Annotated in this window: 15 protein-coding genes; 6 read left to right on the forward strand and 9 right to left on the reverse strand. The window is 47.8% G+C overall.

Features of this window, described 5'->3' with window-relative positions:
- Positions 1–41: 41 nt before the first annotated feature.
- The 4 genes from DWX43_RS17620 (at position 42) to DWX43_RS17635 (ending at position 3,705) form a co-directional block, all read left to right on the forward strand.
- On the forward strand, positions 42–719 hold the full coding sequence (locus DWX43_RS17620) for a CDP-alcohol phosphatidyltransferase family protein (protein ID WP_109729706.1): 678 nt from the start codon (positions 42–44) through the stop codon (positions 717–719).
- Between the two features lie 12 nt (positions 720–731).
- Positions 732–1,622 (forward strand): phosphatidylserine decarboxylase, encoded by an 891-nt coding sequence (locus DWX43_RS17625; protein WP_118621264.1) that lies wholly within the window; start codon positions 732–734, stop codon positions 1,620–1,622.
- A 196-nt stretch (positions 1,623–1,818) separates the two neighbouring features.
- Entirely contained in the window at positions 1,819–2,733 is a 915-nt protein-coding gene (locus DWX43_RS17630; RefSeq protein ID WP_118621265.1) for a sugar phosphate isomerase/epimerase family protein, read from the forward strand.
- A gap of 30 nt (positions 2,734–2,763) precedes the next feature.
- Complete coding sequence (locus DWX43_RS17635; RefSeq protein ID WP_118621266.1) at positions 2,764–3,705, forward strand: ROK family glucokinase; 942 nt, start codon at positions 2,764–2,766, stop codon at positions 3,703–3,705.
- Positions 3,706–3,752: 47 nt separating this feature from the next.
- Here the strand turns inward: DWX43_RS17635 and DWX43_RS17640 are convergent, their stop codons facing one another.
- From DWX43_RS17640 to DWX43_RS17655, 4 genes are all read right to left on the reverse strand, one after another.
- A complete protein-coding gene (locus tag DWX43_RS17640) occupies positions 3,753–4,616 on the reverse strand; it encodes a sugar phosphate isomerase/epimerase (RefSeq protein ID WP_118621267.1) in 864 nt (287 codons plus the stop codon).
- Positions 4,617–4,694: 78 nt separating this feature from the next.
- Positions 4,695–5,705, reverse strand: a complete 1,011-nt coding sequence (locus DWX43_RS17645) for a Gfo/Idh/MocA family oxidoreductase (RefSeq protein WP_330582288.1) — start codon at positions 5,703–5,705, stop codon at positions 4,695–4,697.
- 53 nt (positions 5,706–5,758) lie between these two features.
- Positions 5,759–6,952 (reverse strand): Gfo/Idh/MocA family oxidoreductase, encoded by a 1,194-nt coding sequence (locus tag DWX43_RS17650; RefSeq protein WP_118621269.1) that lies wholly within the window; start codon positions 6,950–6,952, stop codon positions 5,759–5,761.
- A 48-nt stretch (positions 6,953–7,000) separates the two neighbouring features.
- Positions 7,001–7,885: a TIM barrel protein gene (locus DWX43_RS17655; protein ID WP_118621270.1), complete on the reverse strand. Its 885-nt coding sequence runs from the start codon at positions 7,883–7,885 to the stop codon at positions 7,001–7,003.
- 163 nt (positions 7,886–8,048) lie between these two features.
- On the opposite strand from DWX43_RS17655, the gene DWX43_RS17660 reads away from it, so the two are divergent.
- Complete coding sequence (locus DWX43_RS17660; protein WP_118621271.1) at positions 8,049–9,281, forward strand: AraC family transcriptional regulator; 1,233 nt, start codon at positions 8,049–8,051, stop codon at positions 9,279–9,281.
- Positions 9,282–9,331: 50 nt separating this feature from the next.
- On the opposite strand, the gene DWX43_RS17665 is transcribed toward DWX43_RS17660, so the two are convergent.
- The 3 genes from DWX43_RS17665 to DWX43_RS17675 form a co-directional block, all read right to left on the reverse strand.
- Positions 9,332–10,039, reverse strand: coding sequence for a DUF975 family protein (locus tag DWX43_RS17665; RefSeq protein WP_118621272.1), 708 nt, complete (start codon positions 10,037–10,039; stop codon positions 9,332–9,334).
- Positions 10,040–10,125: 86 nt separating this feature from the next.
- Positions 10,126–11,544 (reverse strand): AbgT family transporter, encoded by a 1,419-nt coding sequence (locus DWX43_RS17670; RefSeq protein ID WP_118621273.1) that lies wholly within the window; start codon positions 11,542–11,544, stop codon positions 10,126–10,128.
- Positions 11,545–11,593: 49 nt separating this feature from the next.
- Positions 11,594–13,396, reverse strand: coding sequence for an aminopeptidase P family protein (locus DWX43_RS17675; RefSeq protein ID WP_118621274.1), 1,803 nt, complete (start codon positions 13,394–13,396; stop codon positions 11,594–11,596).
- A gap of 285 nt (positions 13,397–13,681) precedes the next feature.
- Between DWX43_RS17675 and DWX43_RS17680 the strand changes: the two genes are divergently transcribed.
- Complete coding sequence (locus DWX43_RS17680; RefSeq protein ID WP_118621275.1) at positions 13,682–14,695, forward strand: LacI family DNA-binding transcriptional regulator; 1,014 nt, start codon at positions 13,682–13,684, stop codon at positions 14,693–14,695.
- Positions 14,696–15,057: 362 nt separating this feature from the next.
- Here the strand turns inward: DWX43_RS17680 and DWX43_RS17685 are convergent, their stop codons facing one another.
- Both DWX43_RS17685 and DWX43_RS17690 read right to left on the reverse strand, forming a co-directional pair.
- A complete protein-coding gene (locus DWX43_RS17685) occupies positions 15,058–16,374 on the reverse strand; it encodes a HAMP domain-containing sensor histidine kinase (RefSeq protein WP_118621276.1) in 1,317 nt (438 codons plus the stop codon).
- The gene (locus DWX43_RS17690) at positions 16,364–17,047 is read right to left on the reverse strand and encodes a response regulator transcription factor (protein WP_118621277.1); all 684 of its coding nucleotides are present in this window, start codon (positions 17,045–17,047) and stop codon (positions 16,364–16,366) included. Before DWX43_RS17690 ends, DWX43_RS17685 begins: the two co-directional genes overlap by 11 nt.
- Positions 17,048–17,087 lie beyond the last annotated feature (40 nt).

Consider the following 17,087-nt stretch of genomic DNA (forward strand, 5'->3'; position numbering starts at 1 on the left):
GTGGTGAAAGATAAAATCTAAATGAGAAGAGAGAGAATAAGATGATTGGTTTTTATAATTATACAGTGGTACTGACTTATATCAGCCTTGCCACATCAGTATTCGGGATGACTCAGGCGGTTCACGGAAGGTTCAAGACGGCAATCCTGTGCCTTGCATTATCGGGCCTGTGTGATATGTTTGACGGTAAGATTGCGCGCAGAAAGAAAGACAGGACGGAGGATGAAAAGTCCTTTGGAATCCAGATAGATTCCCTGTGTGACGTGGTTTGTTTCGGAGCCTTCCCGGCATTGATCTGTTATCTGCTGGGGGTAAGGGGGCCGATCGGTATCGCGGTCATTATGGTGTATTGTGTGAACTCCGTCATAAGGCTTGCTTACTTCAATGTCATGGAGGCAAAGAATGCACTTGTGACAGAGAGCGGGGAGAAGTTCTACAGAGGACTTCCAATCACCTCGATGGCGATTGTGCTGCCCCTCGTATTTATGATCCAGTTTTTCGTTCCGGATTCGATTTTCAGAATTTGTCTTCATTTGGCACTGCTGATCGTGGGAATCCTGTTTGTTGTTGACTTCCGGCTGAAAAAGCCGAAGAATGCCACACTTGCTGTGCTGGTTGCCGTTGTCGGTGCCGCAGTAGTCATTATGATTGTTTTTACCCGTTACCGTATCAGCTTCCATCCGGGATGGCCCTGGCTGTATTGGGTGAGAAGGTTATAAGAGAGAGGGTAAATGATGAAGTATATTGACAGAGAAGGACGGATAACAACAGCAGATTCCGGGCAGGACAGACTGCTGAAGAGGATGTATTTGAGCCGCGCGGGGCGTAGGATTCTGAAAGTTCTGGTCTGCCCGTTTGTTTCCAGGGCAGGCGGCTGGCTGCTGGACAGAAGTTGGTCACGGGTCCTGATTGCCCCGTTTGTGAAGGCGAACCAGATTGATTTAAGTGTCTGCGAGAAGGAACGTTTTCGTTCTTATAACGATTTTTTTACGCGAAAACTGAAGGACGGGGTCCGTATCATGGAGGGAGACGAGTGGACACTTACAAGTCCGTGCGACGGAAAGCTGAGTGTCTACCCGATCGTCCATGAAAAAGGTAAAAAAAGCAGGTTCAACATTAAGAACACGTCTTATACAGTGGAATCTCTCCTCCGGTCGCCGAAACTTGCAGCATATTATGAAGGGGGAACGGCGTGTGTGTTCAGGCTGACGGTCGATGACTATCACAGGTACTGTTACGTTGATGACGGGATGAAGTCAGAAAACTGCCATATCCCCGGGATCTTTCATACGGTGAATCCTGTGGCGAACGATGTCGTCCCCATTTATAAGGAGAACACAAGGGAGTACTCACTCTTAAGGAGCAGACATTTTAAGACGGTACTGATGATGGAAGTGGGGGCCCTGATGGTCGGGCGGATTACCAATTACCATGAAGCATGCCTTGTAAAAAAGGGCGAAGAAAAAGGGCGTTTCGAATTCGGCGGTTCCACGGTGATCCTGCTGTTCCAGAAAGATGCAGTCAGGATGGATGAACGGCTGTTTCAGAATACACAGTCCGGTTATGAGACAATCGTAAAGATGGGTGAGCGTATCGGAGAATCAATAAGAGGTCAAAAATAAGGGTATTATTTTTGACCTTTTTGCATGCCTTAAGGCAGGCAGATTAAAAAATGTCATTTTTGTACTACAAAGTCAGACAAAAAGTGAAAAGCTTAGTGGGACAGATTTCGTTACAATAAAGAAGACAAAAAGAAGAAACTGTACTAATAGAAATGTGAATAAGAATAAGTATCGTAACGAAAGGAGCAGTCAAACTATGAAGTTAGGATTTATTACAGCAATTTGTGACGGAATGACATTTGAGGAAGTCGTGGATTTTGCATCTGAGAATCATCTGGAATGCCTGGAAGTAGCGTGCTGGCCGCAGGGGGGCGCACAGAGGAGATATGCAGGGGTCAGCCATATTGATGCTGCAAATATGAATGAAGACAAGGCGGCATACATTAAAAAGTACTGTAAAGACAGGAATGTGGAGATATCTTCCCTTGCATACTACCCGAATACACTGGAGCCGGACATAGAAAAGCGTCAGAGTTATATCGAACATCTGTATAAGCTGATCGACGCATCGGCTATGCTGGATGTGAATATGATTACTACGTTTGTAGGGCGCGACCCAAAGAAAACGGTGACGGAGAATTTGGAGACTGTAAAGGAAGTATGGCCGCCAATCGTAAAGTATGCAGAGGAAAAAGGTGTGAAGATCGGGATTGAAAACTGTCCGATGTTATTTACGGAAGATGAGTGGCCGGGCGGGCAGAACCTGATGACGTCCCCTGCAAACTGGAGGAAGGTATTTGAGATCCTTGACAGCCCGAACTTCGGGATTAATTACGACCCGTCCCATTTTGTATGGCAGCAGATTGATTATATCAAACCTCTTTATGAGTTTAAGGATAAGATTTTCCATGTACATTATAAGGATATCAAAGTATACCAGGATAAGCTTGCCGATGTGGGAATCATGGCGGCCCCGCTTGAATATATGTCGCCAAAGCTTCCGGGACTCGGGGATGTGGACTGGGGCAGATATGTTTCTGCGCTGACCGATATCGGATATGACGGATATACATGTATCGAGGTGGAAGATAAGGCCTTTGAAAAAAATCTGGAAGATGCAAAGAAGGCAGTACTACTGAGTGCAAAATATCTTAGGAATTTTGTTATATAATACAGCCGTAGTTTAGGAGGATACGTGAAAATGAAGAAATATGCATTTGGAGTAGATATAGGTGGAACGACTGTAAAGCTGGGATTATTTGAAACAGACGGGAACCTGCTTGAGATGTGGGAGATCCCGACCCGCACCGTGAGCGGCGGAAAGTTTATTCTGGGGGATATATCGGAGGCAGTCTATGAAAAACTGAGTGAGAGGGGCATCTCTCATCTGGATGTGGAAGGGATTGGCATAGGTGTTCCCGGTCCGGTCGGGCAGGACGGTACCGTGTTTAAATGTGTGAACCTCGGGTGGGATGTATTCAATGTGGAGCGTGAACTCGGCGAACTTACCGGAATGCGGGTGAAGGCAGGAAACGATGCAAATGTGGCGGCTCTTGGTGAGATGTGGCAGGGCGGCGGAAAAGGCTGCCGCAATATTGTCATGATCACACTGGGAACCGGCGTAGGAGGCGGTGTTATCATTGACGGGCATATTCTGGCAGGGTATAACGGTGCGGCAGGGGAGATCGGTCACCTTCCGATGACAGATGACGAAACAGAGTGCTGCGGGTGCGGAAAGAAGGGGTGTCTGGAACAGTATGCTTCAGCGACAGGGATCGTCCGCATGACAAAGAAATATCTGGACGCACATAAAGATATGGATAGTTCGCTGAGAAGCATCGAAACCTTCAGCGCGAAGGATATCTTCGATGCGGCGAAGGCAAAGGATGAGGCTGCCGTGGTCATGGTAAATGGGTTGGGACGCATGCTCGGGAAGGGGCTGGCACAGATTGCCTGCGTCGTGAATCCGGAGGCTTTCGTTATCGGAGGCGGAGTGGCAAAAGCCGGGGATATCCTGCTTGACGCTATCAGGAAGTATTATGTGGAATACGCGTTTCATGCGGCAAGAGATACGGAATTCCGTCTGGCTTCCCTTGGAAATGAGGCGGGTATCTATGGCGGCGTAAAACTGATTATAGGGTAAACTAAAATCCCCACCGGAAAAGGGACTCCGATGGGGATTTGCTATTGTTATAAATTGAACCAGTCGCCGTAGCCCATTTTGATCAGGTTGTCCCGGCTGATTTTCAGGCTCTCGAACGGGTCCCTGCCGTAGGTAGAATCCTGTTCGATGAGGAAGTATTCACTTCCGCCTTCCAGTCCGGCCTGAATGCATTCCTGAACAGGCAGGCTGCCTTCCCCGATTTCTGCAAATTCTACGATGTCAGTGAACGCCTGCATGAATTTCTGGGGATCAAAATCCCCTTCTGGCATACGGAGTTCTCCGATGCGGTAATCCTTTAAGTGGAGCAGGCGGATTCTTCCGGCATATTTTCGGATAAATTCAACCGGATTTTCTCCTCCGCGCTGAATCCAGTGGATATCCAGTTCAAATCCCATATGCTTGGTTGTGTCTTTGATGATATCCAGCAGGTATTCGCCGTCATACTTTGCGAATTCTACATGGTGGTTATGGTAGTAGAGGTCGATATCGTGTTCCTTTAACCGGGCTGCCATTTCATCTGCCCGTTTTACAAAGTCCAGTGCCTTTTCGCGGCTTCCCATGCAGGTCATTGGCAGCATGCCGATACGCAGCATGTCACAACCGAGTTCTTTCATGTCCGCCACAATTTTATCAAAATCACTCACAAGATACTCTCCGGGCATTCCCGGAAACATTGGTTCGAGTGATGCAGAGCAGGCTGCAATCTTTACACCGAATTCTTCCGATGCTTTTTTCATGCCGGCTACGTTTTCAGGGGTCATTGGAATCTGGCTGACCTCTACACAGTGGTAGCCAAGTTCCGCACATGCCTTCAGCGTGCCGTAGGCCCCTAACTCATTAATTTTATCTTTAATCGTGCTCATCTGTATGCCGATTAATCCTTTTTCCATTACAGTTTTCCTCCCTATTAAAAACAGTTCGTAACTGTTCAGGACCATGAACAGTTCATTTTTAGTTACATGTGCCTCTCAGGGCCTGACGTGCTTTCCTGTCCGGCCCGACTGCTGAATCGCGTCAATCAGCCGGATGCTCATGACAGCGTCTTTGACATGCAGATAGTCCTGACTGCCGCTTTCAATTGCCTGATAGAATGCCCGGATCAGTTTTTCATGGCTGGCGCCGTAGTAGAATTTCTCCCCCGGCATCTTTGCGTCTTCTGCAAGGCGTTTCTTGTTACCGTCCGGTTCTGTCTGGTAGAGCACATTATCGATGATGGAAAATTCTGCGCCCCCGGTCTGTACCGAAATCTGTACGCCTTCGTTTCTATAATTAGCGTTGGTTGCGAAGAACAGGCCCTGTGCCCCGCTTTCAAACCTAAGTGCGGCAGATACGGTATCTTCTACCTCTATGCCGTAATCCAGCAGCTGGGATACAGAGGCGTTAATACTTTCAATTGGTCCACCTAAATAGTAGAGCAGATCCAATGTATGTACGGATTGGTTGATCATGCAGCCGCCGCCTGCATAGTTCCATGTGCCGCGCCAGGGCTTTTCATCATAATAGGACTTTGGCCGTGCCCAGGGGACGAAGCCCTTCAGGCCTGTTATCTTTCCAAACTGTCCGCTGTCTATCAGTTCTTTGAGCATTTCTACCGATTCATTGAAACGGTTCTGCAGGCAGATGCCGATGTGTCTGTCTGGATGGGCTGCCTCGAAGGCGGCAAAGTCCTCAGCCTCAGCCGTATTCATGGCGACAGGTTTTTCACAGAAAACATGTGCGCCCAGATTAACGGCCTCTTTGGATACCGGTACATGCAGATAATGCGGCAGGCAGACATGTACCACATCCGGCTGTTCTTTTTGGATCATTTCATGGTAATCCGTGTAAAACGCAGTCCCCTCAGGGGCTCGCTTACGTGCCTCTTCATCAATGTCACACACTGCTTTAAGTGTAATATCAGGATTGCGCCGGATTGCCGCGATATGTATTGCGGAGATGTCTCCTAAACCAATTACGGCTGCACTTTTCATCTTATTCATATCCTCCAGTCCTTTTTATGTTCTGCCGAAATCCGGAATATACCCGGAACGGCTTATCTGGCCGGGAACTTACTTTCTTCTGCAATTTTCTTGTTCAGTTCGCTCAGGTACAGTTCTTCATCTACCGGGTTGTCTACCTCTTTTCCGAGCCAGGAAGACAACTGGGTGGCATTGGCAAGATTTACGCCGTTGATGCCGTCTGAACCAGGTGCGAGCAGGTCAGTCCCTTCCAGAATATGCAGGGCGAAGTTTTCCATTACAGTCGTATGCTGAACGCCCCAGCCGTCTGTATTCTCAAATGTTTCCACTGTGTACATGCCGTCTGCGCCGGAAGCATTGCCCATAGTCAGTTTGGCAACATCCATCATGCTCATGGTCTCATTCATCTCTTTTTCATCCTTTTTCAGGCGGTAAACGGTAGCAGTCTGGCTGGAATCTACTACAATCTTGCCACCGTCAAGGTCTATTTCAAGACGGTCTGTCCCGATCGGGTCATGGGTACAGGTGATAAAGGTTCCTGTCGCCCCATTCGGGTACTCTGTTACAATGGTCACGTCGTTTTCTACGGCAATATCCCTGTGGCATCCGTACAGGCATTTGGCATATACTTTACTTGGAATACCGCAGATCCACTGCCAGAGGTCCAGCTGGTGAGGTGCCTGGTTAACGAGTACACCGCCGCCTTCTCCGCCCCATGTAGCGCGCCACTCACTCTGTGCATAATAGCTGTCCGGGCGCCACCAGGAATTAATGATCCAGTTGGAACGGCGGATTTCTCCCATTTCACCGGAAGCCACGATTTCTTTAATCTTCTGGTAGAGTTTGTTGGTACGCTGGTTGAACATAATACCAAATGCAGTTTCAGGATGTTTTGCCGCGCATTCGTTCATCTCGCGCACAGATTTTGCAAATACACCGGCAGGCTTTTCTACAAGTACGTTCATACCGTGCTCAAGACAGTAGATTGCAATCTCCGGGTGCAGGTAGTGGGGGACAGTCGTGATGACAGCGTCTACATTACCGGAAGCCACCATCTCTTTCCAGTCTGTATAGAATGGATATTCCGGATAGTTTTCCCTGCACATTTTTTCTTTTTCAGGGTCAATATCGCACAGCGCCCCCAGTTCACAATGTGGCGGGCACTCAGGCGCGGGCATTCCCGGAAAGCCTCCTTTCCCTGTCAGAAATCCGGCATAAGCGCCTCCCTGTGCACCAATTCCAATTAGTCCAAAACGAATCTTTTTCATGTTTTTCTCCTCACTTTTCTTTTTTGTTTTACGGACAACTGCATGGTATTAAGGCTGTCCGATCTTTTCTAAAATGCTGCATAATGCATGGTACTGCATGGCGTACCCTTCCCTGCCGTCTTTGGCTTTGTTTTCTTTAATGATATTTTCTGCCGCCGTAGTCTCTAATGAAGCCAGGGAATCAAACAGCACCAGATGCGGTTCCAGTGTCAGGAATCCGGTATATCCTTCTTTGCGGATGGCGCGGTCCAATAAGAGTTCAATCTTTCCTTCCCCCGTGCCGCAGACAACATTCTCCTGATTTGAAGAGACAGCATCCTTGATATGAATGTACCTGATGAAAGGCTTAAGCAGGTTCCAGCATTCCTCCGGGTCTTCACCGCACTGTACGAAGTTGGCAAAATCAAAGGCGGCGTAAAAATGTGGATCCTTCAGTTCGTCAAATAGTATTCTGCAGCGTTCCTTCGTATCCCCATATATATCCTTTTCATTTTCATGGAGCAGTATGATGTCGTGCTGTCTGGCAATATCCAGAAACTGTCTGGTTTTTTCAAGGACTGTATTGCGGAAATCATCCGGATTTTTTCCTTCCGGGATGAAAAAGCTGAACATACGGATATAACTGCAGTCCAGTAACTTACAGATCCGGCACAGCTCTTCCAGCTGGAGTTTCTGCTTTTGGAATCCTTCTTCGTCCTCTATGTCTACCTTTCCGACCGGAGAACCGATAGATGATACTTTTACGCTGTATTTGGAAAGCAGGGGCATTAATTCCTCCTGCACTTCCTGTACGGTATAGTCTGCAATTCCCTTCTTGTTTGCGGAACGCAGGGAAATGTAGTACATTCCAAGCTCCGTGACAACCTTAAGCTGCTGTTCAAAATCCGGGCTGATTTCGTCTGCAAATCCTGATATATGGATTTGTTCCTCCATACCTGTTTACCTCCTTCTTTTATGATATGATTTAAGTATAGCCCTGAAAAAAAATAGTAGGTATTCCAGTATTTGTTGAAATTAGTAAATTTTTTATATTTATTTGAGACACCCTGAATATTATGCTAATATTAATGTAATAAATGCGAATAGGAGAACAGCTATGCCTGATAATCAATTGTTACTGTCATATACACAGGCCATATTGTCTGAGATGAGGATATCCTCCAGAATCATTCAATATCCATTTCTCTGGGAGGCGCAATTCGATCATGAATTACGCAGATCCATTTATACGGAAGCAGACTACCGCACCTTCTGTAAGAATATCTCAGCTGACTGCATGGATATTTACCAGAAGCATATTCTTGGAAGGGGGACAGACCGTTTCGGGTGCGAGTACATCTTCGTCAGACTGCCGCAGGAAACTCCGGCCCTCTTTGTCGTGGGTCCGTTCACCTATGTTCCTTTTACAATGACACGTGTCGATGAATACTGCCGGAAAGCAGGCCTTCCGGAACATTTTCAGGACTTTATGCAGCAGTATTATGTGTCCCTCCCTGTGATTCCTGAAGAACATAGGATGGAGAGCCTGATTGGAAATCTGGCACAGTTCCTGTGGGGGGAAGAGAAACTTTCCATGCCCCATTTGATCTTGAATACGCATCAGGCGGGGTTTAGTGACCATACGGATATGATACCAAAGCCAACCCCGAGTTCGATTGTCTATATGGAGAGCAAATATGAGAGTGAAGAACGGCTGTGTGCCTATATAATGGAAGGAAATCTGGAAAAGATAGAAGAAATCAGAGAAAAGCTCAGTTTAAGTTCTATAAAGCAGCACTTTCCGGATTCGCTGCGTGACCAGAAAAATAATCTGATCATGTTCAACACAATCTGCCGCAAAGCTGCCCAGTCGGGTGGTGTTCATCCGGTCTATGTGGACACAGAGGTCAACAGAATTACGGCACTCATAGAATATGCCGTGAACATAAAGCAGCTTGACAGCATCTACAAGGACATTCCCCGGAAGTACTGTATGCTTGTGCGGACATACTCGATGGAAGATTATTCGCCGACTATTAAAAAGATTGTGACCCATATCAGGCTGAATCCGGACACGGACCTCACGCTGAAGGCAATTGCAGAAAAGTTTTCCATGAATAAGAACTACATTTCGACTCTTTTTAAAAAAGAAACCGGAACCAGCCTTACGGCATTCGTGAATCAGGAGCGGTTAAATTACGCAATCCGGCTGCTGAATCTTACACAGCTTCCGGTTGGGGAGATTGCTAAGATGTGTGGAATTGATGATATGAATTATTTTTCGAGGCTGTTTAAGCAGCATGTAGGGACAAGCCCGAGCAGTTACCGGAATAAACTGAAGAAAGCCTGACAGGCGGTCCGGGATGAGAATTAACTCACCCGGACTTTCTGATATATTATTTACAGCAGATGCTGTGACAGCTTTGTATACAATGCTGCGACAGCCGCATGGTAATAGGCTGCAGGAAGCGCATAGATGGCTGTCGAAACCGCGCGTCCTATGCCGGTCGGCAGGACCAGGCTGAAACGGTAGGAGAGGAAGAAGCAAAGGGCAATCCAGCCTAGGAATGTCAGCTGCATGATGAAGAGGTTCATCTTTTGCCCGGCCGTCATTTCACGGCTTTTCTGCATTGCCACGCCTGCGGTCATATCCGGATGCTGTGCCAGAATCCACGGAGTAAAAAATGTGCGGTAATACTGCATGATTCCCGGTACAATCAGGATCAGGCCGCCGGCAAGGACGGTCAGATATCTCACGGTCATTCCTTTTACGATAGAAAGGTATGTCTTTTTCCCCCGGGTGAAAAAATGCCACAGGGTATCAAATTCTGCGCTGCCGTCATTCAGATCCATATAAAACCTGTTCTTTCCTGCATTCAGTGGCAGATAAATAAAAATAGTGCCAGCAAGCAGGATGGCAAGGAGCAGGGCGGAGCCTGACAGAGACAGAGAACGGATACTGCTGCCCTGGTTAAAGAAGAGTGCAGGGATATCTGCGATCAGTCGGATTACCAGAACCGCCAGATAGGCCTGTATAAAGTTTTTATTTAAGCAGGTGAGTCCTTTTTTCTTGATTTCTTTTGATGACCATACCATAATTTCTATCACAGGCCCCGGCTTTTTGCCGGGACCCTTCCTCCATTTCTTGAATATACAGCCGACAGTGCTTTCTTATTTCACAGGAAACTTTTTTCCTACAGTCCAATTACAGATGCAATAATTGTGAACACGGCGCAGATAACAAGCTGGATCAGGAACATCGGCATTGCAAAGCGCACCCATTTCTCATAGCCTACGTTTCCGGCGCCGAGGCAGGCATTCGTTGTGGAGCTGGTCGGGATGACTGCATTACTAAATCCTTCGCCACCCTGGAATGCCACGATTGCTGTCTGCATTGTAACTCCTGTCAGGGATGCGATGGCCGCCATGAATGGCATAACAAGTGTAGCCTGTCCGCTTCCGGATGGAACGAAGAAGTTAATGACTACGTTGGCGATCAGCATACCGATCGAGATCAGTGATGACGGAAGCATCTGCAGCAGGGATGAAAGTCCGGAAACGATGGTGTCCATGATCATACCATTTTCAAGGACGATCAGGATGGCGCGTCCAAGCCCGATAGCAAGGGCACCGAATACCATTGTCTTAGCACCTTTGATCCAGGATGTACAGATCTTGTTACCACCAAGTCCCCCGATGATACCTGCGAGCAGTCCCATTCCGAAGAATGCGGCAGCCATGTCTGAGGTACCCCAGGATAATTTGAGGGAACCATATACAACACATCCTAATCCGCCGAACAGAACAAGGATTACGAGAATCTGGCGTACGGAAAGTTTTGTTGTGAAATTTGCCTGTTCTTTCTCGTGTGCTTCTTTTTCGCTTAACTCTAATTCATAACAGTAGCTTGTAGAAGGAGATGCCTTCACCTTTTTCGCATAGCGGATAATGTATGCGCATGTGAAGACAAGTGTAACAATCTGCCATACCACACGGAAACCGAGTCCGGAGAACAGCGGGACACCGGCGATTCCCTGTGCAACAGCCGTTGTATAAGGGTTCAGGGCACCACAGGAGAATCCGACATATACGCCGCCGAGCACCATTGCGATACCGGTGATGGCATCATAACCGCATCGACGGGCAAGGGCGACACCGAGCGGGATAAACATAATTACCTGAGGGTCGAATGCCATCGTTGCACCGAGGATGGAGAAAATGGTTGTGATGGCGATGATCATCAGGGTTTCTTTTCCATTTAGCCGGTGGGCGATTTTATTGATCCCCACATTCAGTGCATTAGTCTCGTCGAAGATACCGAAAGTTCCCCCGCAGACGAATACGAAGAAGATCAGAGCTGCCTGTGCCTCCAGTCCGGACGGGACAGCCTTCAGGAAATCCATCAGTGAAATCGGATTGGATTCTACTTCATGGAAGGAATCGGCTACAACGACCATCCTCCCGGTATCATTTTCCACGCGGTCATAAGAACCTGCAGGAAGGACATAGGTGAGTATCGCACATAAAATCAATATTATGAAGATGATAAAATATGTGTGTGGAACCTGTATGTCCCATTTTTTCTTCTTTTGTTTCTCACTATTCTCATTCATTTTTTCTTACTCCTTTTTGATAAGTAATAACTGGTCAGATTCTGAAACTTTACACAAGCGGCTGTGTCTTTTCCCCCAGCCAGATTTTTTCCTCTTCATTTAAATAAGGAGAGAGCTTGTGATAAGTCTCTTCGTGGTAATGGTCCACCCATGCTGTTTCCTCTTTTGTCAGCAGCCCGGTCAGGATAAGGCTGCGTTCAAACGGGCAGAAGGTTACAGTTTCAAATTTCAGGAATCTCCCGAATTCATTTACACATTCTTCCTGAACAAGAAGATTATTTTCCAGACGGACCCCGTGCCTGCCCGGTTTGTACACTCCCGGCTCATCGGAGAAGAGCATGCCGGTATCGAGTGGCACCTGTCTGGCATACGGGAACGGCGGTGCAAATTCGGTAATGATTTTTCCCGGACCTTCATGTACATAGAGCAGATAGCCCATCCCATGTCCGGTTCCATGCCCGAAATGGCGGGAATGATTCCACTGGACAGCTTTGGAGACTCCGTCGAGGACATCGCCGGTCATTCCGTAGACAAATCGCTGGGTGGCCAGTGCAATATTGGATTTTAGTGCCAGTGTGTAGTCGGTACGCATCTCCTCCGTGCACGGGCCTGTCGGGATCACCCGGGTAATGTCTGTTGTGCCGGTTTTATAATGGGCACAGATGTCGAACAGCAGCATTCCTTCTTTCTTTACCTCGGAATGTATCTCCTCAGTAGGACGGTAGTGGGGCAGGGCAGCGTTCGGACCATAAGCGATGATCGCCAGATTGGCAGGCATCAGGTAGTCTGGGTCCATCCTGCGGAAAATCTCCAGATCCCGGACCAGATCGTATTCTGTCACAGTACCTGTTTCCAGCCGGTCATAAATATGCCGGATAAAGCGGACAATCGCGGCGCTTTCCTTGAGATTACTTGTCCGAATATTCTCCTGCTCTGTCGGATTCTTCCGGCTTTTCAGGTAAGTGATGATATCCATCTGCTCGATGATATGTACATCTTTTGGGACAGAAGCGAAAAGCTTCAGGCTTGTTTTGTACGGATCCATCAGAATCCTGCTGCCGGATGTAAGCCTTGAAATAAGCGGGAACACTTCGTTTCTCGGAAAGATGCTGATTCCGTCTTCCTCCAGATGGGTACGGATGGCAGCGCTGAGTTTTTCCTCATCCATACACAGGCAGACTTCTTTCGGAGTAATCAGCAGATATCCATGAAAAATTGGGTAGATCGGGTGGTCCCCTCCCCTTAAATTCGTAAGCCATGCCACATCATCCAGACAGCAGCCCAGATAACAATCGGCATTTCTGTCCGAAATGGCAGAGCGCACGCGGGAAATCTTATCCTTTCTGGATTCGCCTGCATAAAGAAGTTCGAGCTCCCAGACCGGGGCATCCGGGATATCGGGGCGGTCTATCCAAAGCATTCCGGGATAATTCGCCTCATGCCGGATACAGATATCATACTGCTTCAGATAGTCCCTGCATTTCCTGAAATCAGCAATGGATAGGACCTCGCCGTCCATAGAAAGAACGGAACCGGCGCCCACATTCTTTACAAGCCATTCCATCCATCCCGGTGTTCCCTGCACCGAGGTGTTGCAGAGTTCAAAGACGCTGCTGTCCAGCTCCCGCTCCATCTGCGCTGCATAGCGTCCGTCACTCCAGAATGCGGCCTTTTCCAGAGTGATTACACAGTAACCTGTAGTTCCGGTAAATCCGCTGAACCACTGCATGGCACGCCAGTGTGTCGCGACGCCTTCACTCTGATGTGGATCTGCAGTACCGATGTAGACTGCATCCACGTGTTCCTGCCTCATCAGGTCCCTGAGGGCAGATACATGTTCTTTTCCTGACATTTAAAACCTCCTGACATTATCCTTGTTATTCTGGCAGCTGACAATACCAGAAATGTAGGTTAATCGTATAAGCAAAAAAGTAAAAATAAATAATTTGTGCCCTTGATGAGCTTACAAATTACTGCTATAATGACAATAAAGTTTTTTGCTTATACCTATAAGCAAGATTTATATTAGCATAAATCAATAAGAAATACAAGATAGAATGGAAAATGTTGTGCAATTTTTTAAAAACTTTCAGGAAACATATCGGCATTACGACTAACTTTGAATCGGGGGATTTGTATGAAAGGCAATATTACAGCAAAAGAGATAGCAAAAATATGCGGAGTGTCCCAGGCGACCGTCTCCTATGTGCTCAATGACCGGAACGATAAGCGTATCAGTGAGGAGACAAAGGAGAGGGTGAGAAAAGTCATTGCAGAATACCACTATGTCCCCAACGAGGCGGCACGGAGTATGAGGAATAAGAAATGTACTGCCATCGGCATCGTCTGTGCGTGGGACTACAGCCGCCAGTCTTTTCTCGATACCATCGAGGGTATCGGAAGATATCTGGATAAGATGAATTATACACTGACCTTGTTTTATGAGAAGAAGGAAGACACTTCACCATCCTATATTAACAGCTATAAATCAAACCTGATCGACGGGCTGATCTATATCTCTAATAAAGAACATGAAAAGTTTGTAGAGCCTGCGGAGAAATATGACATCCCCTACGTGGTTGTCTGTATGGACGGCGTATTTTCAAAAAAATCACCGAAGCCGCACGCCTTCGACGATGTGCTGGAAGAATGCGTCCTGTTCTGCAGGCAGAAGCAGCTGAGGACCATCCGGTATTTCTCTGTAGATAACGAGGGTGTATTTGTAAACAACAAATATCCCCAGTTTGCAGAAATGGCCGCCAGAATCTACCCGGAGTGCGATCTGGAGCATGTAGTGATCCCGGTGAAATACCGGTGTCCCGAGAATATCTACCCGGGGCTGAAGGCATACATGGACACCCATGAATTCGATATCGCAATCTCCCATAACTACGATATTGGTTACCTGATCCAGCGCGAAATACTGAAAAGTGGCGTCGTACTGCCCCAGCATCCGAAGAACATCTTCATTAACAACGTAGACTTCTACGCCATCACATACCCGTCCGTCACAGGCATTACCATCCCCTATCACGAAATGGGGCGGTATGCGGCCAAACTGATCTTATCCATCTTGGCGGGAAAAGAAGAGGAGTTTACCTATCAGGAATTTACATGCAGGCTCATCCACAGGCAGTCTACCATATGCTAATTTTTTTTGTTTGAAATGTTTTGTTCATTTTAATGCTTGACATTCGATATGTTTTTCTGCCTGTCGGATGGACCAGCTTCATGTAAGGTTTGGTGGCCGGGGCTGTATATGCCGCTGCAAAATGCTAGAGTGTGCTTACGGATTCTAGAAAAAATGACACCTGAATGGCAGGGAAAAATATGATTCCGAATCATATTTTTGGAGAACTCAGCGCGAGAAATCATCAGATTTCTCGTGATGTGTTCTCTGTACCTGTCATTCAGGTGTCATTTTTTAGTAGAATCCGTTAGCAACACGGTGTGCATTTCGCAGCGGCATATACAGCCCCGGCTACCAAACCTTACATGGGGCGTCCCCGTCACCTAAAAGTTCCCTCTCTTTAGTCTGAGTGTGAATGTGCATCCGCCCCCGGCCGTGTCTGTGAGTGTGAGTGTGCCATCGTGCAGATGTGCCAGTTCTCTTGCCACGCTTAAGCCAAGGCCGAAGTGGGATTTATCTCTGCGGGACTGGTCGGTGCGGAAGAAACGGTCGAAGACCTGTGGTTTCTTTTCATCTGTGATTCCGGGGCCGTGGTCGGCTACAGATACGCAGAGATGGTGTTTTGAAACTTCTGCCCTCAGTTCTACGGGCAGATTCCTGCCAGTGCCGCCCTTCCCTGTACCATAGGTGAGCGCATTGTCAATCAGGATGGAGAAGATTTGTTCCAGCCGTTCTTTGTCTCCGAGGACAGGCGGCAGGGGTTCGTCTGGAAGGCTGATACAAAGCGGAACGTGTTTTTCTGAACACAGGGGTTCATAATGTTCATAGATGTCTAACAGCAGGGTATCCATATCAATCTGTTCACGTGCCACGTGCCACCCTTTTGTGTCGGCGGAGGCAAGGACCAGCATGTCATTTACAAGCCGCCCCATCCGTCTGCATTCTTTCTGTATAGTCGCCAGGAACTCCCCGGATCTGGAAGTATCCTCCAGAACTGCAGAGGAAGAGGCCTGAATGACAGCAAGGGGGGAGCGCAGCTCATGGGAGGCGGCAGCGATAAATTCGTTCTGTTTTTCTCTGTTTTTCGCAAGCGGCTTTAAGGAATGTTCTACAAAGAACCAGCTCACAAGAAAGATGGCGGCAATGCCGGACAGGCCCGTCGTGAGGAACAGGATGCGTCCGTTTTTGATCTGCATCTTTTTCTGCCGGTTATCGTGCAGGACCACCATGCTTTTAAAACCACCGGTCTGCGACGGCGTGACCATGACATAGGCCAGATAAGAGTCTCCATTTTCGCCGTTTAGGGACATGATGTCTGTTTTTTGGAGAGAGGTGGAGACAGGGGGGATATCCGGGCTGACCTGTTGTTTGCTTGCCATGTTTTTAGCCTTTTCTACGAGGAGGTCCCTGTCCGTCTTCGTGGTATAGGAACCTGGAAACAAGAAAGGAACGGTATTTTCTTCGATGTGGATGATCAGCTGATTCTCTATTTCCTGATCTGTCAGCCAGGACTGGGAGATGGAGCTGCCGTACTGCAGCTTCGAACTGAGCTCCATGATATTCTTTTCAAAGTTTTCAATGTTGCGCTCGGATATGGAGCGCTCTGTCGTATACAGGATGACTGCGAGAACGCAGACAAGGACCATGCCGGTCGTAACCGTGTAGGCCAGAGTCAGTTTTTTCCTTAGTTTATGAAACATCAGATTCCTCCATGCGGTATCCCACACCGTGAATGGTTACGATTTTAGTACGGCTGTTGAGGGCCCTCAGACGTTTTCTCAAGAAATGGATGTAATTATCAAGATTTCCGTCCTCGACTTCTGTATCCGGTCCCCAGATGTGTGTAAGGATGAGGGAACGGGGCAGGACCTGCCCTGCATTTTTGATGAAAAATTCAAACAGGCCGGATTCTCTCTTAGAAAGAGAGAGAAGCTGCCCGCCGCAGGAAAGCTCGTGTTTCTCTTTGAACAGTTCAAGGTCGCCGAAGGTGAGGCTGTGTCCGGGGAGGATTGCGGCAGGCCTTCTTGTCAGCGCGCGAATCCTTGCCATCAGCTCCAGCACGTCGAATGGCTTTACAATATAGTCATCTGCACCTGCATCCAGACCGTCGATCCGGTCCGTGATATCATTCATGGCAGTGGCGAGGATGATGGGGGTCTGGATACCGTTCCTGCGGATGGACTGCAGAATGGTCATGCCGTCAACGCCCGGAAGCATCCGGTCCAGGATGATGGCGTCGTATGCCTGGTGAGATGCGTAAAACAAAGCATCTGTCCCTGTATTGCAGATATCTGTGTCATAGTTGTCCTTCACAAGATGGAGGCGCACGGCCTCACACAATTCCAGATCGTCTTCAATCAATAAAATTCTCACGATATCGGATCCTTTCTATTCTCAAAGAAATGAAAGCAGC

The sequence above is a fragment of the Clostridium sp. AF19-22AC genome (assembly GCF_003479085.1).
Lineage (GTDB): Bacteria > Bacillota > Clostridia > Lachnospirales > Lachnospiraceae > Faecalicatena_A > Faecalicatena_A orotica.